Genomic DNA, 22,677 nt, shown 5'->3' with positions numbered 1-22,677 from the left:
CCAAACATTAATATCGAACATCCATCGGTAAAGTGGCGGTGCATACCGTAGTTTTTGATGTCATGAATAATGTCGGGCTGGGCTACCTGCTCTTCAACCTTAAGATCGGGCCGGCCTTCAACCATCATATCCCTACTAAATTCACTAGCTAAAATGATCAATGTGCGATCCAAATGGCCAGATTTTTCGAGATCTTTAATCAATTGTGCAATTGGACCATCGATTTGTTTTTTCATCTCAATTAAGCGAGTATGCCCATTGTCATGTGTGTCCCAGCTTTTGAATGGTTCATATTCTGTAGTCACACTAATGAACCGGGCTCCTTGTTCTGTTAACCTACGAGCCATCAAACAACCTAATCCAAACTTGCCTGTATTGTAAATATCATAGCTTGCTTTGGGTTCTTTGCTGAGATCAAAGGCGGCGGCCTCAGGCGATTTTAATAGCATATAGGCCTGCTCCATTGACCTTCTTAATGATTCCTTTTGATAATCGCTACCAAATTCTCCCATCGCACTTTTGCTCATCAAATCATTATAAAGCTGGTTCCTTTTTTCAAACCTCTTAGATGACATACCTAAGGGTGGTCTTACGCTTTCAAGTCCGGCAGATGGATCGGGTATCAGAAAAGGACCGTATTCACTACCTAGAAAACCTGCAGTATGGAAAGCTTTTAATTCTTCGCCTTCGCCCAAGGTAAACCGCTGACCAATATCAACAAAAGCAGGAATTACCGGATTCACAGATCCAAGTTCTTTTGCAATCCAGGATCCAATATGTGGTGCAGATACTGATTGAGGTGGTTTATAGCAGGTATGCCAGTGGTATTGGTGGCGGGAGTGTAAAATATGTCCCATATCTCCGGCAACATACGAGCGGATCACGGTGCCTTTATCCATTATTGAACCAATAGATTCAAGTCCTTCTGAAAAGGAAACCCCATCCAGTATTGTTGGAACAGGTTTAAAAGTACTCAATACATCATTGGCATTCATGCCCTTTGAAAAAGGAGTATATCTTTTTGGATCAAATGTATCGGTATGGGCCATTCCTCCAGCCATCCAAAGCAGGATGACCGTATCGGCTTTGGAATTTGTTCTCTTGCTATTACAAGATGACAATAAACTTGTTAGTGGAGCACCTGCCGCAAGTGCAGCAAGGGTAGCTGCACTACTGTTTTTTATAAATTCCCGTCTGTTCCAATGATTATTCATGCCCAATAATTAATAAATGATTTGAAATTCAGGGAGTAGCATAATAGCCCAAAAAAGATCTTGTATAGAATCAGTTGCGGGCTTATCCCCTAATATTTTTTTTGCAAGCTTGAGTTCATTGGCCTTCACTTCTCGTCCTAATGCTTGTTTGTAAACCTCTTTAATGATCAAATCGCCGCTCTTATACTTTAATTTCCAGTTTTCTGCACCTTTCTTGAGCATGGTGTTGAATCTTTCGCCATTGGTGAGTTCCAGGGCTTGTAATAGATTTGCCTGCGACTCTCTACTTGTAGAAACTGTTTCTCTATTTGGCCGGCCTAGAGCCGTCAAAAATGGATTATTTACAACCAGAGATGCTCGGTTGAATAGCACACTAGATTGATTAATGGATGGAGTAAATATCGGTTTGTATCGAATCATTGAATCTGGAAAAAGTGTACCGAATAGTGCTGATCCGGCATCAGCAAACTGTTCTGCTGACATTCTTTTTCTTAACCTTCCGGTAAATTTGTATTCTTTGGCAATTATTTCATTTGGGTCTTTAAATCCTGCGGATGGTAGTTGGTAGGTATTGGAGGTAGTGATCATAAAAATCAATTCTTTAATATCCGACTTATTTTGTTGAAAATTAAAGGCCATCCAATCCAGCATATCCTGGCTCCAAGGTTCATTGTCCATCATATCTACTGGTTCAATAAAACCACGCCCCATAATTTGAGCCCACATTCTGTTAACTAGAGTACGATACAATCGGCCATTTTGCGGTTTTACCATATTCTCTGCCAACTGTGCCCGTTTAACCGAGACCTTTGCTTTATTGTCAATGCTTCCCAGTTCCTTCCAAAGCATTCTGGCATCAGTATATTTGCCGGTAGGTTTATCGCAACGGTTTATTTCTAGTGTAGTATCTGCAAAAATATTGGCAAATGCATAAGCATCTTCTAGCTTCCAGTCACTTATAAAACTATTATGGCAGGATGCACATTTTAAATTCAGACCTAAAAAAACTTGTGATACGTTTTGTGCAGCCTGCATTTCAGTTCTTTGGCTGGCATTTACAACGCCACGCCATTTAATGCCTTCAACAAATCCTTTAGAACGATCATCTTTAGGGCTTACCAGTTCTTTTACAAATTGATCATAAGGCATATTTGATTGGATAGATTGATACAACCAATCGGTAATGGCATAACGCCCATTGGTAATATAACCAGTACCGGTATAATCATTTCTAAGCGCATCATTCCAGAAGGTGAGCCAGTTAATTGCATAGTCATCTTTCCGATCTAATAATTTTCTACTCCAGACCGCTCTTTTATCGGGCCTATTATCCTTACTAAATGCTTGTATATCTTCCAGGCTTGGTAGTAAACCAATGATATCCAGAAATATTCTTCGCAGATAGGTTCTGTCATCAACAAGTTCGGGCCATTCAATTTTATTTTTTACAAAATATTGATTGGTCCATCGATCTACCGGATTGGTATGTATGCCCGATGCGGGAGGAAGCGCCGGATTTCTGGGAGCAAGAACAGCATTATTAAAAACTTCATTCTTATCTGGTCCGTCGGGCCATGGGGCGCCTTTTTCAATCCAGTAATTGATTACAGCAATATCGCCATCGCTTAGCTTCTTACCTTTAGATGGCATTACTTCTTTGTGGTTGGAGGGTAGATTGATACGCCTGAATAATTCACTTTCAGCCGCATTGCCAGGAATAATAACAGGTCCGTTTTCACCCCCTTTAAAAGCCATGTTTTTGCGGTCAAGTCTTAGCTCACCTTTAATCTTTTCATCTCCATGACATTTATAACAGTTATGGGCAAATAGTGCTCTGACTTTTAAATTGAGTTCTGTTTCCTGCTTTAGGGATAGTTTAGCAGTATCCATTTTGAAAGATGCCAGATTAAAATTTGCAGTATTGGCATCCTCAAATTCTTCATTCCAGGGCAGGGTACTAGTCAGGTAATCATCGCCATGGGTTAATGAAGCTCCATAATGGCCAGCGGCTAGTACTCCAAATGCGGTGATAAATAAGAAAATTCGATATGTTTTTATAAGTGAATGCTGTTTTTTTACTAGTATTCTGTTCTGAATCTGCCAGACAATTATTCCTAAAAATGCTGCAACAATACCTAGCCATTGATGAATACTTAAATTTGCGCTATAATCTCCATTTGTGGAGAGAAAATATCCTAGAAATGCAGAAACTAGGGCAGAAACCGTTCCTGCAATTACAAGTAGTTGAATGCCAGGACGTAATGAGGAACTAAATTTTTTCAGGGTAAATAGCTCCATAAAAGCAGCAAAAAGCAGCAGTCCAACTGGGAAGTGAACCGCCATTGGATGAAGTCTTCCTAGAAATCGCCATAGCCAGAAATTTTCGATAGGTAGAGCAATCAACGATGTTGATGGAGTAAACGCACTATAAATAAACTTTAACAGAAGAATTACCAAAAGGGTAATGCAAATAATTATTGCCTTATTTCCTGTAAAAGCTTTTTTAAGAATTTGTTTCATTAATTACCTCGCAATTTTAATATCACCTGAATCTAATTGACAATTCAAGATACAATATAGGAAATAAGTTATTGCTAGCGTGTTGTACGTGGAAAGTAAAAATCAATTTTCTAGAATGAGTGATTATTTATTTCAAATACGCTTTAATAGTTGCTTTTGTAACCAATTGAAATGGAATCATCAGCTCTTTTTCAACTTTTTGTCCTTGAGCAATCTTTACAGCGGTTTCAATAGCTCCGGCACCTTGTTTTTTGGCATCCTGAAAAACCGTAGCGTCTAAATCGCCTTTTTTGACTGCCTGTAGTGCATCCGCGATAGCATCAATACTAACTACAATCACTTTATCTTTCATTCCGGCATCTTGCAATGCTTTTACTGCTCCCAATCCCATTTCATCGTTATGTGCAAATACTGCATTAATCTTTGTTCCATAAGATTGAATCCAATTTTGCATTAAGTCCATACTTTTTGATCTATCCCACTCTGCGGTTTGCTGTGCAATAAGTTTCAGTTCGGGGTATTCTTTCAGGATTTCTTTTGCGCCCAGTTCTCTTTGAATTTGTGCAGCCTGTCCATTTAAGCCCTGGATCATCACCACATTACCTTTGCCTCCCAGTTGTTCGACAATGAATTTCATCGCAATTCTGCCAGATTCTAAATCATTCGATCCTACAAAGGCAGTTGGTGCTATTTTGGTAGCTGAGTTTACATTTACAATTGGGATATTGGCTGCCAGAGCTTTGGCTACAGCAGGTGAGCTGGCTTCATATTCGCAAGGATTCAGAATAATAACATCCACTTTTTGTGCTATAAAACTCTCTATCTGTTCAATTTGCTTTAATGAAGAACGTTCGGCATCCACAATAATCAATTTGGCACCTAATTCCTCTGCTTTTTTCTGCATCTCATCATTGATATTTACAATGAATTCATTTTGCATACTTAGCATAGATACGCCTATTACTATGTTATTTTCCTTGCTTTTTTGGCTGTTAGTTGATGGATTACATCCTACACACAGCGTTATTAATGCGATTAAAATTAGATAAGAGTGTTTCATTTTTTATTTTTAAGAATTTGATTTCTGGTTCAGGCTATCTAAAACAACTGCTCCGATGATGATGATTCCCATGACCACTTGTTGATAGTAGGATGTGACATTAAGTAAATCTAACCCATTATTTATTACCCCAATAAGTAAAACGCCAATCAAGGTGCCTGCCATAGTGCCCCTGCCACCTGCAGTGCTTGTGCCTCCAATAACCACTGCAGCAATAGCATCTAACTCGAATCCAGCTCCTGCATTGGGCTGGCCGGTAGTAATCCTCGATGCTAATAAAATACCCGCTAAACCTGCCAATAAGCCCGAAATTGAATAGACATATAATTTGACCCGATCAATATTAATCCCTGAAGCTCTGGCAGCTTGTTCGTTACCGCCAATGGCATAAATGTACCTGCCTAAGACCGTTTTACTAAGAATAATAGAACAGAGTGCAAAAACAAGAATGAAAATTAATATTAAAAAAGGAATTCCAAAAACTGTTCCGCTTCCTAAATAATTAAAAGAGTCAGACAGGTTAGATACCGGCCTGCCATCGCTTAGTATTAGAGCTAATCCTCGTCCTATTGTCATGGTACCCAGGGTGACAATAAATGGAGCAATTTTACTTTTTGTGATGATAAAACCATTAAAAGCTCCCATCAGCAGTCCGGCCAATAAACCCATTACTATTGGAATCAAAACTGGGTAGCTATCAGGATGGGCAAGCATTGCAGCTGTAACCCCAGTTACTGCAACTATAGAACCTAAGGATAGGTCAATACCTCCTGTAATAATCACAAACGTTACTCCGAAGGCTAGCAAGGCATTGATTGAAACCTGAGTGACAATGATGGTCAGGTTGGAAACAGTTAAAAATTGCGGTGTAATCAAAGAAATTATAAGGCAAATAATGCCAAATACAATGAGTAAACCATATTGGCGAATGTTATTAATGTATTGCATAGTGCATGATTGTTTCTTGACTTGCTTCTTGTTTAGTTAAAATAGCGGTTTGTTTTCCTTTAGATAAAACTAAAATCCTGTCACTCATTCCCAAAATTTCAGGCAATTCTGATGAGATGATGATGACCGCTAATCCATTATTGGCCAATTGGTTAATTAGCTTATAGATTTCATGTTTTGCTCCAATGTCAATCCCTCTAGTAGGTTCATCTAAAATCAGGAGAGCGGGCGAGGTTAATAAAGCCTTTGCAATCACAATTTTTTGTTGATTCCCTCCACTTAAATTGATTACTTTTTGATTGAGGCCTGCAGCTTTTATTTTTAGATCGCCAGCCATTTGGGAAGAAACTTTTGTCTCTTTTTTAGTTTGAATGAACCCTCCTTTTGAATAGTTTTTTAAAGTAGAGAGACTAATATTTTCTATGATTGACATTTCTGGAATGAATCCTAAAGCTTTTCGGTCTTCACTGACATAGGCTATGCCTTTTTCTATCGCATCTTTTGGGGATCTTATTTCTATTTTATGTCCTTTTAATAGTATTTCGCCGCTATCTATTTTATCTAATCCAAAAATTGCTCTTGCAATTTCGGTTCTACCAGCACCCATTAAACCGGCAATTCCAAGTACTTCATGTGCATGTACTTCGAAATTGATATTTTCAAACTTGTCTTTTTTAGTTATACCACGCACATCTAAAATTGTATTGCCCGGAACTCTAGAGTCTGAAGAAAATAAGTTTTCAATTTCCCGACCAACCATCAGTGAGATTAGGCTATTTTTATCGAGTTCGTTTGTATTTTTTGTAGCTATATATTGGCCATCCCTTAGTACTGTTATTCGATCTGCGATCTGAAAGATTTCTTCTAGTTTATGAGAAATGTAGATAATGCCTACACCCTTACTTTTTAAATCATTAATTAGTTTAAAAAGTAGTTCACTCTCTTTATCTGAGAGTGCTGAGGTGGGTTCATCCATGATGATGACTTTTGCATGGTTAGAAATTGCCTTTGCGATTTCAATGAGTTGCATTTCAGCAATGCTCAGCTGTTTTGCTTTGGTTTGAACATTTAGATTTAGTCCGATCAAATTCAGTATTTCTTCCGATTTTTTATCTATTTCTTGTTCATCAAGCCAAAACCCTTGTTTAAATTCTCTTCCTAAAAAAATATTTTGAGCAATTGTTAATTCAGGAACCATTAAAATTTCCTGATGGATCATTGAAATGCCTTTTTGTAGCATTTTATGAACATCCATGTTTTCAATGAATTCTCCGTTAAAATTAATTGAACCGGAATCTGGAAGAATAAGGCCCATTAAAATTTTCATGAATGTTGACTTTCCTGCTCCATTTTCGCCCATTAGGGCATGGACTTCTCCTGGATAAAGGTCAAACTGAATATTATCCAGTGCCTTAATGCCTGAAAAAGATTTATTTAGATCTTTTACATGAATAATTTTTTGATCAGATTCAGGCATGCCTATTCAAATTCGAATATTTTGTTGGAGTTGAATGTAACGATTTGAAATTAATAAAAAAAAATCCCCGCTACATTTAGCGGGGATTTTTTTTAGAAGGTTGAAGGATAATTCTTAGCGTTCTGCGCTAATGAATTTTGATTCAATAACTTTTAGGCGATCCTGTAATTTTTTATTCAGTTCGGTTTCTCCATTCTGAACAGTCAATTTTGCAAGTTCAGTCATAACATAAACTCCGAGTTGTACCTCACGTGTGTTCAGGTTTTCCTTAGTTTGTGCTATGGCAGCAAGATAATTTAACTGGTCTTCGATGTATTCGGCAGTATTGGCCACAATTTCATTGGCTTTCTTTCCCTCTTTTAGCTTGTAAAGTAGATCGGCCATGTAGAATTTACGGATAGTAAAGTTTAGCGAATGATTTTTATCAGGCACTACTTCCATGCATTTTAAAAGCGCTTTTTTAGCTTCTTCAGTCCGGCCTTCACGATACAGATTTTCTGCAAGAATGTTAAAATGGTTGATGATGGTAAAGCTCATTCTTACTGATTCCGGATCAAGATAAGTGGCATTCTTCATATTGCCCCATTTAAACTTGGTCATCATATTGTTATACATCTGATCGGTGTTGGTCAATTCAGCTTTCTCACCACTTGCTGTATCAAGCGCTGGCTTTTTAAGCGGAAGAAGTCGATAGGCAAAACCCTCGTTATATAAGTATTCACCTAGTCCCATATAATTATCATCCGGAACAGTGATGGCAAAATAGATAGGGCGTTTCCACTCATTATGTGCAAGAATATCAATTAAAGCTAATTCTGTTTTTGTAACATAGTTTTTATTAAATGTCCATTCCATAGATGGCAAAATCAGATCTTTTTTATTTGCAGAAACTGTTTTGCTGGCAATAATCTGATCTGGGTTAATGGTGATCTTGAAATTTTTTGTTGGCAGGAAGTTCTCTTTACTTCCATCCTGATAGGTTGCTTTATCTGCATCATTATCAGAGGTCATGATATCAAAAATATCTTTTAATTCAACTGCTCCAGCTGTATTGTAATCCTGATATCCCATTACATCTCGTACGCCCTGAACAAATTTTTCATCAGGCATAGTAATTGGAAGGGGTTCAGCCTGGTTTACTTTCTTTTTCATTTGTCTGATATACCAATCGGTTCCCAGAAGACTGAGGTTAACCACTCTCACATCGGGTCTGACATTCTCAACTTCCTGTGCATACCAAAGCGGGTAGGTATCATTATCACCATAGGTGAATAAAATGGCATTGGGCGCGCAAGATTCAAGGTAATTGATTGCCATATCGCGAGCTGTAAACTTGGTAGATCGGTTATGATCGTTCCATCCTTCTTTAGCCATTAAAACCGGTGCGGCCAGTAATCCTATCATTGCAGCTAGAACAGCTGCTTTTGGAGCATTTAATTTTTTGCGTAAGAAATCTGTTATCCCTGCCACCCCAAGGCCTATCCAAATGGCGAATGCGTAAAATGAGCCCGTATAGGCATAGTCACGTTCTCTTGGTTGCAGTGGATTTTGATTTAAATACAAAACGATAGCTAGCCCTGTAAAGAAGAATAGTAATGCAACAATTCCGGCATCTTTTTCATTCTTTTTAAAGTGCCATAATGCTCCGATAATTCCTAAAATGAATGGTAAGAAGTAGAATTTGTTATAGGCATTATTGGTTAATTGACTTTTAGGAAGTTCATTTTGCCCGCCCAATAACATATTGTCAAAGAAGCTTATGCCCGATAACCAGTTTCCATGAATATAATCGCCATGCCCCTGTTCATCATTTTGCCTTCCAATAAAGTTCCATGCAAAATAGCGGGTATACATGAAGCTGGTTTGATAGCTAATTAGGAATCCGAGGTTATTGAGGAATGTTGGTGACTGGTCTTCTTTTAAACCCATCCAGTCGCGATAAAAACCTACGTGCTGGGGGTCGTCGCTGTACATTCTTGGCAACAGGGTATTGCGGTCGTATACGCGTTCAAATTTTTGGCCTGCATTTTCATATTTCTCTTTTCCTTTGCGATAAATAATATCACCTTGTTTGTTATCAATAGGCTTTGAATCAAAGAATTGACCATAAAGTAAAGGACGGTCTCCATATTGTTCTCTGTTAACATAGCTCAATAATGAAAATGCATTTTCAGGGTCACTATTATTAAGAGTTGGATCTGCTTTTGCCCTGATTACGATCATTGCAAAAGAGCCATAACCAAAAATAATGAACACGATAGAAATTAATGCGAGGTTCAGTAACCTTCTTTTTTCACGGATATTCAGAATGTATTCCAGACTAGCCAAAATGATCGCAGCAACGATTAATCCGGATATTCCACCTCCAATAGTCATTAGTGCCACAAAACATGTTATGGCTGTCAGAAGATGGGTTTTACTTCCATTTATGGTGTAAAGTATTCCTGAAACAAGGCTCACGATCAGTAAAAAACTAAAAAATAAAACACCTGTTCCAAAATCAAGACCCAATGTATTTACAAAAAACAGATCAGAGTAAGCTGCAAATTTGATTGTGTATTGAACAATACCATATTGAATAAATGCCAGAATAATGATTCCAATAAGCAATGCCAGTAGGGTTCCTGAAGTTGTTCTTGTTTTTGATCGTCTGAAATAGTAGACCAAAGCAATAGCAGGAATTGCGAGCAGGTTCAAAAGGTGTACCCCAATTGAAAGCCCCATAACATAGGCAATAAATATGAGCCATCTGTCTGAATAAGGTTCATCTGCATGCTGATCCCATTTAAGGATTGCCCAAAAAACGATTGCTGTACAAAGAGATGAAAGTGCATAAACTTCTGCTTCTACAGCTGAAAACCAGAATGAATCTGAAAAAGTATAAGCGAGTGCACCAACTAGGCCAGAACCCATAATAGTAATCAGTTCCCAGTTAGAAAGATTCTCGTCAACTTTTGAAAGAACTTTTTTAGCCAGGGCAGTTATTGTCCAAAAAAGAAAAAGGATCGTAGCGGCACTTGCCACGGCTGAGCACATATTTATCCAAAAGGCAACTCGACTGGTATCGTCGCCTGCAAGTAGTGAAAATACTTTTCCAAGCATCAAAAATAAAGGAGCACCTGGTTGATGAACAACCTGAAGTTTATGGGCAGAGGCGATAAATTCGCCTGAATCCCAAAAACTTGCCGAGGGTTCAAGTGTCAAAGTATAGACAATTAGGGCTGTCAAAAAGCTGAACCAGCCTAATAAATTGTTGATTTTGTTATAGTTCATGGATTCAAGATCAATAATATTAAGCCGAAATTAATGAAATTATTATTATTAGAGGTAGAAACAGAAGAGTGTTTAACAGAAATTAACATAGAGGAGATGTCTGTTGTCTGTTATCAGTTATCAGTTATCAGTTGTCTGTTATCTGAGGTATGAGGTATGAAGTCTGAAGCAGAATCTATCTCAATACTCAAATCTGTTAGCAGTTATCAGTTGTCTGTTATCTGAGGTATGAAGTATGAGGTCTGAAGCAGAATCTATCTCAATACTCAAATCTGTTAGCAGTTATCAGTTGTCTGTTATCTGGGGTATGAAGTATGAAGTCTGAAGCAGAATCTATCTCAATACTCAATACTCTATACTCAAAATCAGTTATCTGAAGTTGGTTAGTTGGTTAGTTGGTTAGCATTGACTTCAACTAATTATTTCAAATCATTGCTCTTCTCTGCTTTTTGCTTTCACCTTTCCGCTTTTGACTTTCTTCTGTTATCAGTTGTCTGTTATCAGTTGTCTGTTATCAGTTGTCTGTTATCTGAGGTATGAAGCAGAATCTATCTCAATACTCTATACTCAATACTCAAAACGCACTACTCACTACTCACTACTCAATGCTGTAACAAAAATGAATTTTCATTTGCACTTTATAGTATATCCCACTATATTTGCATTCCATTTCAAAAGGAGCTTCTTTTTGAATTGATTGCCCGATAGTATAATGGTAGTACAACTGTTTTTGGTGCAGTTTGTCTAGGTTCGAATCCTGGTCGGGCAACTAATAAAAATTTCGAGTTTCGGAATTACAATTTAAAAATCGCAGTGCGGTTTACTTTTTAATATACTTGTGTCCTTTTAGGCATTAATCCTAAATAATAAGTTCGAAACCCGAAAAAATGGCCCTTTCCTTCAATCCTATAAAATTATTTGCTGGCTCAGGTACCCTAGAGCTAGCTAAGAATATTGGTGAAAGTTATGGAATTAAACTAGGCGATATTGTTTTATCGAAATTTAGTGATGGTGAATTTCAACCTCATTATAATGAAACAGTTCGTGGTTGTGATGTATTTCTGATACAATCTACCAATCAGCCCAATGATAATCTTGTTGAGCTCCTTTTAATGATTGATGCTGCTAAAAGAGCTTCAGCTCATTACATTACTGTTGTTGTTCCCTATTTTGGATTTGCAAGACAGGATAGAAAAGATAAACCGCGTGTTGCCATAGGAGCTAAGTTAATGGCTAACCTGATTACTGCTGCAGGGGCTCACAGAATCATGACAATGGATCTTCATGCTGCTCAGATTCAAGGTTTTTTTGATATACCTGTTGATCACCTAGATGCATCTGTCATATTTGTTCCTTATATCAAAAATTTGAATCTTCCCAATCTTACTATTGCATCACCTGATATGGGTGGTTCATATAGAGCAAGAACATTCGCCAAATTTTTTAATGCAGAGGTTGTTATCTGTGATAAACAAAGAAAAAGAGCTAATGAAATTGAATCTATGTCTATTATTGGTGATGTTACCGGTAGGGATGTAGTTCTTATGGATGATATTTGTGACACAGCCAGAACATTGGCTAAGGCTGCTGAACTAATCATGGAAAATGGTGCCAATAGTGTCAGAGCAGTTTGTACCCATCCAGTTTTATCAGGCGATGCCTATAGAACAGTTGAAGGTTCGGCTTTAACAGAGTTGATAGTTACAGATACCATTGCTTCTGTTAAATCAAGTCCTAAGATCAAGGTATTATCAACAGCCGATCTTTTTAGTAGAGCCATTGCTAATGTTAATGAGCATGGATCAATAAGCGAGTTGTTTAAGATAGAATAAGAATATTGGTCCGGATAGTAACGGGTCAAGATTAAAAATAGTAGAATGTTAGATTTTCTAACAGCTAAATACAAACAAAAATAAATAATTATGAAATCAATTGCTATTAGCGGTTCTCCAAGAGAGAACGTAGGGAAAAGAGACGCAAAAGAGCTGCGTTATCAGGGATTAGTTCCTGCAGTTCTTTATGGTGGAAAAAATCAGATCCACTTTTCTGTGTCTGCAGCTGATTTGAAAGCTTTGGTGTATACACCAGATGTTTCATTCGTTGCTTTGGAAATTGGTAGTGTGAAAGCACAAGCCATTATTCAGGATGTTAATTTTCATCCATTAACTGACTTACCTTTACATGTTGACTTTTTAGAGTTAGATGAAAAGAAACCAGTTGTTATGCAGATTCCTGTAAAATTAACCGGTACGTCACCAGGTGTTAAAATTGGTGGTAAGTTAATTCAGAAATTACGTAAACTACGTGTTAAAGCTTTGCCAAAAGATATGCCTCAAAATGTTGAAGTAAGTATCACAAAGCTTGAAGTTGGTAAATCTGTTGGTGTTGGAGAGTTAAATTTTGACAACTTTAAAATTACGAACAACCCAGAGGATACTATCGTTTCAGTTACAATGTCTCGTGCATTAAAGCAAGCTGAAAACGACGCTAAAAAATAATTTGCATTAATATTTTTTTGATTAGCAGCGCAGGAAAAACCTGCGCTGCTTTTTTTATAATTCAATTCGCTTTTTTTCAAAGCTTTCTGCCATATTTGTTCTTCATGAAGTATTTGATTGTAGGCTTAGGTAATATCGGACCAGAGTATGCCGACACCAGGCATAATATTGGTTTTATGGTGGCTGATGAATTTGCGAAGCAGGCTCATTCTTCCTTTTTTAATATGCGACTTGCCTATTATACGGAGTTCAATTATAAAAGCAGGAATATTTATGTGATTAAACCTACTACTTATATGAATTTGAGCGGTAAGGCAGTAAATTACTGGATGCAAGAGCTTGGGATTCCTAAAGAAAACGTATTAGTTGTTGTTGACGATTTGGCCTTACCATTTGGCACGATCAGACTAAAGCCTAAAGGTAGTCCGGCAGGTCATAATGGTTTAAAGAGCATTGAAGCTATGCTTGAAAGTGCAGATTATCCCAGATTACGCTTTGGTATCGGAGATAACTTTCCAAAAGGAAGGCAAGTTGATTTTGTTTTGAGTGGGTTTGATCCAGATGAGCAAAAAGAACTTCCCGCTCTGATTGATCAATCTATTGAGTTTATTCAAAGCTTTGTTACTGCAGGTACTGAACTAACAATGACCCGTTTTAATAAATAAATAGTTTTCTGAAAACCCAAACCGAATTTATTGAACCTACAAATGAAAATTTACGGAATCCCTAATTGTAATACGGTCAAAAAAACGCTCGATTGGTTTAAGCTTAATCAGTTGGATTATGAATTTCATGATTTCAAGAAGCTAGGAATTAGTAGTGAAACACTAGAAGAGTGGGCAGATAAGCTTGGCTGGGAGACATTTCTTAATAAGCGCGGAACTACTTGGAAAATGCTTGATGCTGAACTTCAACGATCTATCGTTAGTAAAGCAGACGCATTCAAGCTGATGCAGGTTAAACCCAGTATTATTAAACGACCAGTAATTGAAACAGATTCAGGTTCAGTTATTCTTGGCTTCAATGAAGAGCAGCTTTCAGAGCTTCTCAAATAATTAAATTATACTAATCTTTGCTATTTGAACAATTCTTTACAACCACTAAAAATAATTAAATGAATAAACTAAAATTTTTATCGCTTCTTATTTCGCTTATTTGCCTTGTTACTTCGGGTTGGGCGCAAACGGCTAATCAGACTATACCTACAATCAATAACTACAATTATAATGATGCTTTCAGTCCGTTATTTTATACAAAAAATGGGAATGATTATAGATCTTCTGGTGGTCAGCCTGGTCCTAAATATTGGCAAAATCGTGCTGATTACAAACTATCTGTTAGATTAAATGATCAGACGAATGAAATTTCAGGCACTGAAATAATAACCTACACCAATAATAGTCCTGATAAATTAGATTTTATCTGGATGCAACTTGACCAGAATTTGTTTAAGAGTGATTCAAGAGGTAATGCCATTATTCCACCAACAGGAAGTCGTAATGGTGCCCGAGGACAGCAATTTGATGGGGGGTATACGATCAAATCTGTAAAATTAATTTCGGTTGAAAAAGGTAAAACTATCGAGTCGTCAGTTGAATTCTTAATTCAGGAAACCCGGATGCAAATCTACCTACCTTCTGCAATTTCAGCAGGTGGAGGGCAGTTAAAACTAAAAATTGACTATTCGTTTATCTCGCCCGACTATGGTTCTGACCGGATGGGGATTTTAAATACTAAGAATGGCAAAATATTTTCTGTTGCCCAATGGTACCCAAGAATGTGCGTTTATGATGATGTTTTAGGTTGGAACACACTGCCATATACAGGTCCTAGTGAGTTTTATCTCGAGTATGGAGATTATGACATCAGCATTACCGTGCCATCAAACCATATTGTGGTGAGTTCGGGTGAATTGACAAATCCTCAGGATGTATACACAGTTGAGCAGCAAAATCGCTGGAAAGCTGCAGCTCAAAGTGATAAAACAGTGATTATCAGATCTGCTACTGAAATTGCTGATCCAAAATCTCGTCCAACAGGTAAACAGGAAATAACCTGGAATTTTAAATTAAAGAATGCGCGTGATGCTGCATGGGCTTCATCTGCAGCATTTATTATCGATGCCGCAAGAATGAATTTGCCAAGTGGTAAAAAGTCAATGGCTATTTCTGCATATCCTGTAGAAAGTGATGGGGTAGATGCTTGGGGTCGTTCTACAGAATATACCAAAGCATCAAATGAATTTAATTCTAATAAGTGGCTTGAATTTCCCTACCCGGCTGCTACTAATGTAGCTTCGATTGCTGGAGGTATGGAATACCCTGGTATTGTTTTTTGCGGTGCAAGCGCTAAATCAGGTGCACTTTGGGGAGTTACTGATCATGAATTTGGTCATACTTGGTTCCCAATGATTGTAGGGTCAAATGAGCGATTATTTGCATGGATGGATGAGGGCTTTAATACTTTTATAAATTCTTTAGCTTCAAAAGATTTCAATGGCGGTGAATACAAGCCAAGAACTACAGATATGCATAATTTGGGTAAAATAATTACAAGTGATGCTTTTGAACCGATTATGAGCAGTCCAGATAATATGAAAGAAAGAAATATTGGAATTCTAGCGTATTATAAGCCTGCTATTGGATTAACTTTATTGCGTGAACAGGTTATTGGTGCTGATCGATTTGACAGAGCATTTAAGACATATATTGAGCGTTGGGCTTACAAGCATCCAACTCCAGATGATTTCTTCCGTACAATAGAGAACGTAGCCGGTGAAAATCTGAACTGGTTCTGGAGAGGCTGGTTTATAAATAACTGGAAACTCGATCAGGCTGTTACTGATGTAAAATATGTGAAAAATGATCCTGCACAGGGTGCTTTGATTACTATTGAAAATCTTGAGAAAATGCCTATGCCGGTTATCCTAGAAATAAAGACAAAGAGCGGTAAGGTAAGCAGACTCAAACTTCCTGTTGAGGTTTGGCAGCGAAATAAGCAATGGACTTTTGTTTATCCTTCCGTGGAAGAGATTGTGTCTGTTGTTTCAGATCCTGATAAGGTTTTACCGGATTCAAATTCGGCAAATAATAGCTGGACTTCAACTAAATAAGAGAATTTTAATTTCCTGCAGGTAATTTCCTGCAGGAAATTAATTTTAAAATATATTGATGATTCGTCTGATCTACAATAATCGTCAAAAAACTCGCTTTTAATATGTATTGAGAAGTTTTTTGATTTAGTTGCATCAGATAATTGTAGTCTATTAGGCTTAGATATTGATATCCATTAGGAAGACTCCTCTGTTTTGACATACGCAAGATGATTGAGTACAGCTCTTAATTCTCCATACGAAACATCATCGCCTAAAGCATTTTTAGTTTCGGCGGTATCTTTACCAGGATGTTGAGTAATAAAAGCCATGATCTTTGCTACTTTCAATTTTGACACAATTTCGAAAACCGATATTTCACCTGAATTGATATAAAAAGCCAGATGGCCTTCAATGGTGGTTGGGGTGAAGCCTCGCTCAATGGCAATTTCAGCTATTGTTTTTCCAGATTTGAACAGATCTAGAGAAACTTTTTTGGTATCAATTTTAATTTTCTTCTCTGTAAAAGAGATGACCATAGCCTGCCTTTCCACCTCATTGTTTTCGCAATAATTGGTAATTATTTCAATAATTTGCTGTCCGTATTGCTTTATTCTGGTTTTCCCTAAACCTTTAATGCCTTCAAGTTCAACCAGGTTTGATGGCAATGATTGGACCAATTCAAGGATCGACTTTTGAGCCAGAACAAGATACACCGGAACTCCCCATTCCTCTGCAAGAGCGTCTCTCCATTGTCTTAGTGATATATATAATTCAGGATGTGGAATGTTAGCTGCAATTTTACCAGATTCTTTAGTTCCAACTTTTGCAGATACATGGTCAATTTCTGCATTTGATTTGCTTTTTAGGTAGTGCGAAGTAGAAAAACCATTCTGGCAAATGTTCATTAATGCCTTTTTTACGGCGATCTCCTTCTGTAAATTATCTAATGCATCTTTTAAGCTGGTTCTAACAGCTTTATTATCACAATCTGTGTTTAATTTCTTTAGCGGATCATGAAAAACTGATTCAGCTTTATTCATAAAATAGGCTGAAGCTTTTTTAACGCGCTCCTGCAATTCCTGGTTATCTTCAGGAAGTAACAGATCTGTAAGAAAGCTGTTCAGCTGTTTTTTAAAATTCTCTGAAACTTCATAAATGTCTTTTTCTGAATTTTCACGAATTAATTTTAAATCATCAATAATTTTAGGATCGAGTATGTTATGATGATCTTCAGCAATTTTTCGGACTTGGAAAAAGTAACTTTTAATAGGGTTGAAGTCAAATAATTCAAAAAGCAAAGTTTGCTGAAAAGCATTTCTTGATTCTATCAATTGTTGTTCGCCAGGTTCATTGTTTTTGGCATTTCGTGTATATTCAGATACCGTTCCATCAGTTTTAACACTGTTAAAAGAAATCGGACTTCTTAATACCATGCCTTCAAAGCTTTTACAGCGACTTAAAGCAACATAAACCTGGCCATGGGCAAAGGCAAGATTAGCATCGATCACAGCTTTTTCGAAAGTTAATCCCTGGCTTTTGTGAATGGTAATTGCCCATGCCAGCTTCAATGGATATTGTGTAAAAGAACCAATAATTTTTTCTTTAACCTCTTTGGTTTCGGTAGCTAACTCGTATTTTATATTGGTCCAGGTCAGCGGGTTAACAATGATCTCTGAAAGATCACCCGGGCATTTGACGCTGATCTGATCATTGGATATCCGGGTGATCATACCTATTTTTCCATTAAAGAAAAGACGTTCTTTAGACAGGTCGTTCTTCACAAACATGACCTGTGCTCCCTTTTTTAGTTCAAGCTCGGCAACAGTGGGATAAGAGTATTCTGGAAAATCGCCTTCGATGACTGCTTTATAGCTGAAAGCAGGATCATTTAATTCTCCTAGTTTTATTTCATTGGTATCCTGTGCAGACTTATTGTGGGTGGTAAGTGTTATATATCCTTCTTCATCTGCAGGTTTAAAATCTGGTATATATCTCGAATTTAGCTTTCTGAGCACATTCTCATCGATATCATTTTTTCGGACGCTATTCAAAAGGTCAATAAATTGGGCGTCAACCTGCCTATAAATATGTTTTAGTTCAATACTCACTTGGCTGGTTTTTTCTAGTGCTTTGCTGGCAAAGAAAAAGAGGTTTGGGTAGTAATCTTTAAGTATTAACCAATCTTCATCTTTAACTACAGGCGATAACTGGTGCAAGTCGCCAATCATCAGAATCTGAACACCACCAAACGGTTTAGTATGATTCTTAAAGCGCCTTAATACTTCGTCGATATGATCAAGAGTATCTGCACGAACCATACTGATCTCATCAATAACCAAAAGGTCGAGACTTTTTATCAGATTTATTTTGTCTTTATTAAAACGTTTATGCTGAACATTTCCTGTATTTCCGGGTATATAAGGCCCAAAAGGAAGTTGAAAAAATGAATTTATTGTAACACCTCCGGCATTGATAGCAGCTACTCCGGTAGGAGCTACTACCGCCATGCGTTTATGCGTTTGTTTTTTTAACTGGTGCAGGAATGTTGTTTTGCCTGTTCCGGCCTTTCCTGTCAGAAAAATATTTTTGTCTGTGTATTGAACAAAATTAAATGCGAGCTCCAGTTGTGAATTCTGCTCCATGGGTATTATTTGACATTTTTTGGTATGCTGGCAAGATAAAGATTAAAATCTTATATACTAAGAGGAATACTGTTTACAAGTATTAACCTACCGTTATTGATATATGAATTGCTTTTAATAATATATTCAATTGATAATTTTAGTTTTCGGCAAACAGTTTGAAGTCCAATCCAATCTAGTAATAGTTATAAACCTTAATTCGATAAATAAATTCAGAGATTTTCTTGAACTAACCAATAGATTCAATCAGGTTATATAAACTATCATTTATTCCATAAAAGGAAATTCAAATCCTGGGAATATGAAGTAAAAGATAGACCAAGAATTAAATTCCAGCGTAAAATATAATTTAAATTGACCCTCAATAGTAATTTTTTCCTGACTTCTTGACATCGCACTATATTTTACAATTCCTTCAGAAAACCCCATGCCGATATGGTTTTGTAGTTCATAGTCAATCTTTTCAATGGTGTATGAGCAGTCTTTAAATTCAGGAAAGCTCTTGCAAATATTTTTTATTTTGTTTACAATTTCATCTTTGTCAAATAGTTGACCATTGGGCATTATAAAGGTGTCTGCTAAACCAAAGTAATCTTTAGTTAATTTTTGATCAATCCATGCCGAAATAAAGGAGGTAGTTTGTTGTTCGATCGCTACTTTATGGTTAGGGCGGTACTCATCATAGTTAAAATCCCAGATCATCCCTGGTATCGTGTTTTCTGAAACTTCTTCATTGAAAAACTCTTCAGTTATAAATTTATATTTAGTACGACTACTATAGGCCCCTAAAAATTCAAGAGTAATTTGTTTCTTTTTCATTAGGGTAATCAAAGCCTCTAACGCTAATTCTATCGCAGTTTCGTCTAACTCAATTTCCGGTTTATATTGGGGCTTTTCTAGCAGCTCATAAATTTTTTTCATTGGAGTAGTTGAAAAGCTGTTTTCAAATGCAAGTACATTTTTCAGGAATTCATTTTCAACTTTTGGCGGGAAATTGCCCGCGATAAATGTTTCTGCGCCTAGTTCTGCCTTGAGTTTCAATTGCAGGAATTCATTTTCCATACGTATATTTTCTTCGGGATTGTTGTTTAAATGCATTTGGTTTTGCCTTGGGTTATTCATACTCTTTATTCTTTTGATTTTATTAGTATGATGAATTTGTGAAGAAGCAATAGCAATTAGCAATAGGATGTTTAAACGGTAGTATTTTTCTATTAAAGGGTAAATTGGCTAACTTTTGGTATTCATAATGAAGGTCAAAGCCCGCCTATAAGCATTACCTAAATCAAGAGGGTTCTTCTGCAACAACGTGTCTTATCGGTCGAGTAGGATCTCGCTTTAAAGACAAAAAAGCAAACATCAGATCAAAATCACATTAATTTCAATTTTTTCTTATCCAAGCCCTTGAAAATCAAAATAAAATCCTACTTTTGCAGTCCCTAAATGAAAACTGTAAAAAGCTTTGCTATGGGGGTAATAAATATTTAAACACTAAAAGGAAAAAATGCCTACTATCCAACAATTAGTTAGAAAAGGTAGAGTAGCTCTGGTTGACAAGAGTAAGTCACCAGCGTTGGACAGCTGTCCACAGCGAAGAGGAGTGTGCACACGTGTGTATACCACTACCCCTAAAAAACCAAACTCAGCAATGCGTAAAGTTGCACGTGTGCGCTTAACAAACGGAAAAGAAGTGAATGCTTACATTCCGGGTGAAGGTCACAACTTGCAAGAACACTCCATCGTTTTAATACGTGGTGGTCGTGTTAAAGATTTACCTGGTGTACGTTATCACATCATCCGTGGAGCTTTAGATACTTCTGGAGTAGCCGGTCGTAACCAACGTCGTTCTAAATACGGAACTAAGAAACCGAAGCCAGGACAAGTAGCAGAGGGTGCAAAAGGTAAAAAGAATTAATTAAACGGAGGAAAGCAACATGAGAAAGTCAAAACCAAAAAAGAGAATCTTACTGCCTGATCCAAAGTTTAACGACGTAATGGTGACTAGGTTTGTAAATAATATGATGTATGACGGTAAAAAATCTATCGCATACTCTATTTTCTACGATGCAGTTGAGTTAGTAGAGAAAAAAACAAGTGAAAACGGATTAGAGTCTTGGAAAAAGGCCCTGAATAATGTAATGCCTGCTGTTGAGGTTAAATCTCGTCGTGTAGGTGGTGCAAATTTCCAGGTTCCAACTGAAGTTCGTCCTGAGCGTAAAATTGCTTTAGGAATGAAGTGGTTGATCAACTATTCCCGTAAGCGTGGTGAAAAAACGATGACTGAGAAATTAGCAGGTGAAATCATTTCAGCTTCTAAGGGAGAAGGTGCAGCAGTAAAGAAGAAAGAAGATACGCACAAAATGGCAGAAGCCAACAAAGCATTCTCTCATTTTAGATTCTAATCAGGAAATAATACAATGTCAAGAGACTTAAAATATACAAGAAATATCGGTATCGCTGCCCACATTGATGCGGGTAAAACCACTACAACGGAGCGTATTCTTTATTACTCAGGAGTAAGCCATAAAATTGGTGAGGTGCACGATGGTGCAGCAACCATGGATTGGATGGCACAAGAGCAGGAGCGTGGTATTACCATTACTTCTGCAGCAACAACAGTAAACTGGAAATATAGAGGTGATACGTATCATATCAACGTTATTGATACTCCTGGACACGTAGATTTTACCGTAGAGGTAAATCGTTCATTACGTGTTTTAGACGGATTAGTATTCCTTTTCTCAGCAGTTGATGGTGTTGAGCCACAATCAGAAACTAACTGGCGTTTAGCTAACAATTATAGCGTTCCACGTATTGGGTTCGTTAATAAGATGGACCGTTCAGGTGCTGATTTCTTAAAAGTTGTGAAGCAAGTTAAGGATATGCTTGGAAGCAATGCTGTTCCTTTGCAATTACCAATTGGTTCTGAAGATTCATTTAAAGGTGTAGTTGATTTAATCAACTTCCGTGGAATTGTTTGGAATGAGCATGATAAAGGGATGACCTTTACTGAGATTCCAATTCCTGATGATTTGGTTGAAGAAGCTACTGAATGGAGAGAGAAATTACTTGAATCAGTTGCTGAGTATGATGAAAGCTTAATGGAGAAATTCTTCGATGCTCCTGAAACAATTACAGAGCGCGAAGTTCTTGATGCCCTGCGTAAAGCAGTTCTTGATGCCAAGATCGTACCAATGGTATGTGGTTCTTCATTCAAGAATAAAGGTGTTCAAACCATGCTTGATTATGTGATGGAATTATTGCCATCTCCAATGGATGTTGAAGGTATCGTGGGTACTAATCCTGATACTGGTTTAGAAGTTTTGCGTAAGCCAAGTGAAAAAGAACCATTTGCAGCTTTAGCATTTAAGATTGCGACAGATCCTTTCGTAGGTCGTTTATGCTTTATCCGCGTTTACTCTGGGAATCTGGAAGCAGGTTCTTATGTACACAATATGCGTTCTGATAATAAAGAGCGTATCTCTCGTATCTTCCAAATGCATGCTAACAAGCAAAACCCTATTCCAAATGTTGGAGCAGGAGATATTGCTGCGGTAGTAGGTTTTAAGGATATCAAAACAGGAGATACACTTTGTGATGAGAAGCATCCAATTGTATTGGAGTCAATGAATTTTCCAGAGCCTGTTATCGGTTTGGCAATTGAGCCTAAAACTCAAGCCGACGTTGATAAATTAGGAATTGGCTTAGGTAAATTAGCTGAAGAAGATCCTACATTCCGTGTTCAAACGGATGAAGAAACTGGCCAAACCGTTATTTCTGGTATGGGTGAGCTTCACTTAGATATTTTGATTGATCGTTTGAGACGTGAATTTAAGGTTGAGGTGAATCAGGGTGCTCCGCAAGTTTCTTATAAAGAAGCAATTACAGGCACTACACAGCACCGTGAAACGTATAAAAAACAAACGGGTGGTCGTGGTAAGTTTGCCGATA

At 37.3% G+C, this 22,677-nt stretch carries 16 protein-coding genes and 1 tRNA gene; 9 read left to right on the top strand and 8 right to left on the bottom strand.

Annotation, left to right across the window (positions count from 1 at the left end; all coding sequences use genetic code 11):
- The 6 genes from ACIQZ6_RS08050 to ACIQZ6_RS08025 form a co-directional block, all read right to left on the bottom strand.
- Positions 1 to 1,214: DUF1501 domain-containing protein (locus ACIQZ6_RS08050; protein WP_395809934.1), on the bottom strand; the 1,214-nt coding region annotated here is incomplete at its 3' end.
- Between the two features lie 9 nt (positions 1,215 to 1,223).
- Entirely contained in the window at positions 1,224 to 3,734 is a 2,511-nt protein-coding gene (locus tag ACIQZ6_RS08045; protein WP_395809932.1) for a DUF1549 domain-containing protein, read from the bottom strand.
- Positions 3,735 to 3,861: 127 nt separating this feature from the next.
- Positions 3,862 to 4,794, bottom strand: coding sequence for a sugar ABC transporter substrate-binding protein (locus ACIQZ6_RS08040; protein WP_395809930.1), 933 nt, complete (start codon positions 4,792 to 4,794; stop codon positions 3,862 to 3,864).
- A gap of 9 nt (positions 4,795 to 4,803) precedes the next feature.
- On the bottom strand, positions 4,804 to 5,742 hold the full coding sequence (locus tag ACIQZ6_RS08035; RefSeq protein WP_395809928.1) for an ABC transporter permease: 939 nt from the start codon (positions 5,740 to 5,742) through the stop codon (positions 4,804 to 4,806).
- A complete protein-coding gene (locus ACIQZ6_RS08030) occupies positions 5,729 to 7,219 on the bottom strand; it encodes a sugar ABC transporter ATP-binding protein (RefSeq protein WP_395809926.1) in 1,491 nt (496 codons plus the stop codon). The genes ACIQZ6_RS08035 and ACIQZ6_RS08030 overlap by 14 nt, the downstream gene beginning before the upstream one ends.
- 114 nt (positions 7,220 to 7,333) lie before the next feature.
- Complete coding sequence (locus tag ACIQZ6_RS08025) at positions 7,334 to 10,492, bottom strand: protein O-mannosyl-transferase family (RefSeq protein ID WP_395809924.1); 3,159 nt, start codon at positions 10,490 to 10,492, stop codon at positions 7,334 to 7,336.
- 698 nt (positions 10,493 to 11,190) lie between these two features.
- Between ACIQZ6_RS08025 and ACIQZ6_RS08020 the strand changes: the two genes are divergently transcribed.
- The 6 genes from ACIQZ6_RS08020 (at position 11,191) to ACIQZ6_RS07995 (ending at position 16,102) form a co-directional block, all read left to right on the top strand.
- Positions 11,191 to 11,261: transfer RNA gene (locus ACIQZ6_RS08020), tRNA-Gln, on the top strand.
- 118 nt (positions 11,262 to 11,379) lie between these two features.
- Positions 11,380 to 12,324 (top strand): ribose-phosphate pyrophosphokinase, encoded by a 945-nt coding sequence (locus ACIQZ6_RS08015; RefSeq protein WP_395809922.1) that lies wholly within the window; start codon positions 11,380 to 11,382, stop codon positions 12,322 to 12,324.
- Positions 12,325 to 12,414: 90 nt separating this feature from the next.
- On the top strand, positions 12,415 to 12,990 hold the full coding sequence (locus tag ACIQZ6_RS08010; RefSeq protein ID WP_395809920.1) for a 50S ribosomal protein L25/general stress protein Ctc: 576 nt from the start codon (positions 12,415 to 12,417) through the stop codon (positions 12,988 to 12,990).
- Positions 12,991 to 13,094: 104 nt separating this feature from the next.
- Entirely contained in the window at positions 13,095 to 13,655 is a 561-nt protein-coding gene (gene pth / locus ACIQZ6_RS08005) for an aminoacyl-tRNA hydrolase (protein WP_395809918.1), read from the top strand.
- Positions 13,656 to 13,697: 42 nt separating this feature from the next.
- Positions 13,698 to 14,045, top strand: coding sequence for a Spx/MgsR family RNA polymerase-binding regulatory protein (locus tag ACIQZ6_RS08000; protein ID WP_395809916.1), 348 nt, complete (start codon positions 13,698 to 13,700; stop codon positions 14,043 to 14,045).
- A 59-nt stretch (positions 14,046 to 14,104) separates the two neighbouring features.
- Positions 14,105 to 16,102 carry a M1 family metallopeptidase gene (locus tag ACIQZ6_RS07995; RefSeq protein ID WP_395809914.1) on the top strand — a complete coding sequence of 666 codons (1,998 nt, stop codon included), beginning with the start codon at positions 14,105 to 14,107 and terminating at the stop codon, positions 16,100 to 16,102.
- 176 nt (positions 16,103 to 16,278) lie between these two features.
- Here ACIQZ6_RS07995 and ACIQZ6_RS07990 read toward each other — a convergent pair whose 3' ends face one another.
- Together ACIQZ6_RS07990 and ACIQZ6_RS07985 are read right to left on the bottom strand one after the other, a co-directional pair.
- Positions 16,279 to 18,726: a helix-turn-helix domain-containing protein gene (locus ACIQZ6_RS07990; protein ID WP_395809912.1), complete on the bottom strand. Its 2,448-nt coding sequence runs from the start codon at positions 18,724 to 18,726 to the stop codon at positions 16,279 to 16,281.
- A gap of 267 nt (positions 18,727 to 18,993) precedes the next feature.
- Complete coding sequence (locus ACIQZ6_RS07985; RefSeq protein ID WP_395809910.1) at positions 18,994 to 19,824, bottom strand: hypothetical protein; 831 nt, start codon at positions 19,822 to 19,824, stop codon at positions 18,994 to 18,996.
- Positions 19,825 to 20,230: 406 nt separating this feature from the next.
- On the opposite strand from ACIQZ6_RS07985, the gene rpsL reads away from it, so the two are divergent.
- The 3 genes from rpsL to fusA form a co-directional block, all read left to right on the top strand.
- On the top strand, positions 20,231 to 20,641 hold the full coding sequence (rpsL, locus tag ACIQZ6_RS07980; protein WP_306550734.1) for a 30S ribosomal protein S12: 411 nt from the start codon (positions 20,231 to 20,233) through the stop codon (positions 20,639 to 20,641).
- A gap of 19 nt (positions 20,642 to 20,660) precedes the next feature.
- On the top strand, positions 20,661 to 21,128 hold the full coding sequence (gene rpsG, locus ACIQZ6_RS07975) for a 30S ribosomal protein S7 (RefSeq protein WP_079703558.1): 468 nt from the start codon (positions 20,661 to 20,663) through the stop codon (positions 21,126 to 21,128).
- 15 nt (positions 21,129 to 21,143) lie between these two features.
- Positions 21,144 to 22,677, top strand: a 1,534-nt coding sequence (gene fusA, locus ACIQZ6_RS07970; RefSeq protein WP_395809907.1) for an elongation factor G, incomplete at its 3' end; no start/stop codon positions are given.

The organism is Daejeonella sp. (genome assembly GCF_044348475.1).
GTDB lineage: Bacteria > Bacteroidota > Bacteroidia > Sphingobacteriales > Sphingobacteriaceae > Daejeonella.
Note: the sequence above shows the minus strand (reverse complement) of the source record. Positions and strands in the feature narration are given on the sequence as shown.

Coding starts and splice junctions, on each gene's coding strand:
- ACIQZ6_RS07995 (WP_395809914.1), top strand. CDS start 14,105: ATGAATAAACTAAAATTTTTATCGCTTCTTATTTCGCTTATTTGCCTT.
- ACIQZ6_RS08010 (WP_395809920.1), top strand. CDS start 12,415: ATGAAATCAATTGCTATTAGCGGTTCTCCAAGAGAGAACGTAGGGAAA.
- ACIQZ6_RS07985 (WP_395809910.1), bottom strand. CDS start 19,824: ATGCATTTAAACAACAATCCCGAAGAAAATATACGTATGGAAAATGAA.
- rpsL (WP_306550734.1), top strand. CDS start 20,231: ATGCCTACTATCCAACAATTAGTTAGAAAAGGTAGAGTAGCTCTGGTT.
- ACIQZ6_RS08040 (WP_395809930.1), bottom strand. CDS start 4,794: ATGAAACACTCTTATCTAATTTTAATCGCATTAATAACGCTGTGTGTA.
- pth (WP_395809918.1), top strand. CDS start 13,095: ATGAAGTATTTGATTGTAGGCTTAGGTAATATCGGACCAGAGTATGCC.
- ACIQZ6_RS08035 (WP_395809928.1), bottom strand. CDS start 5,742: ATGCAATACATTAATAACATTCGCCAATATGGTTTACTCATTGTATTT.
- ACIQZ6_RS08015 (WP_395809922.1), top strand. CDS start 11,380: ATGGCCCTTTCCTTCAATCCTATAAAATTATTTGCTGGCTCAGGTACC.
- ACIQZ6_RS08025 (WP_395809924.1), bottom strand. CDS start 10,492: ATGAACTATAACAAAATCAACAATTTATTAGGCTGGTTCAGCTTTTTG.
- ACIQZ6_RS08030 (WP_395809926.1), bottom strand. CDS start 7,219: ATGCCTGAATCTGATCAAAAAATTATTCATGTAAAAGATCTAAATAAA.
- rpsG (WP_079703558.1), top strand. CDS start 20,661: ATGAGAAAGTCAAAACCAAAAAAGAGAATCTTACTGCCTGATCCAAAG.
- ACIQZ6_RS07990 (WP_395809912.1), bottom strand. CDS start 18,726: ATGGAGCAGAATTCACAACTGGAGCTCGCATTTAATTTTGTTCAATAC.
- ACIQZ6_RS08045 (WP_395809932.1), bottom strand. CDS start 3,734: ATGAAACAAATTCTTAAAAAAGCTTTTACAGGAAATAAGGCAATAATT.
- ACIQZ6_RS08000 (WP_395809916.1), top strand. CDS start 13,698: ATGAAAATTTACGGAATCCCTAATTGTAATACGGTCAAAAAAACGCTC.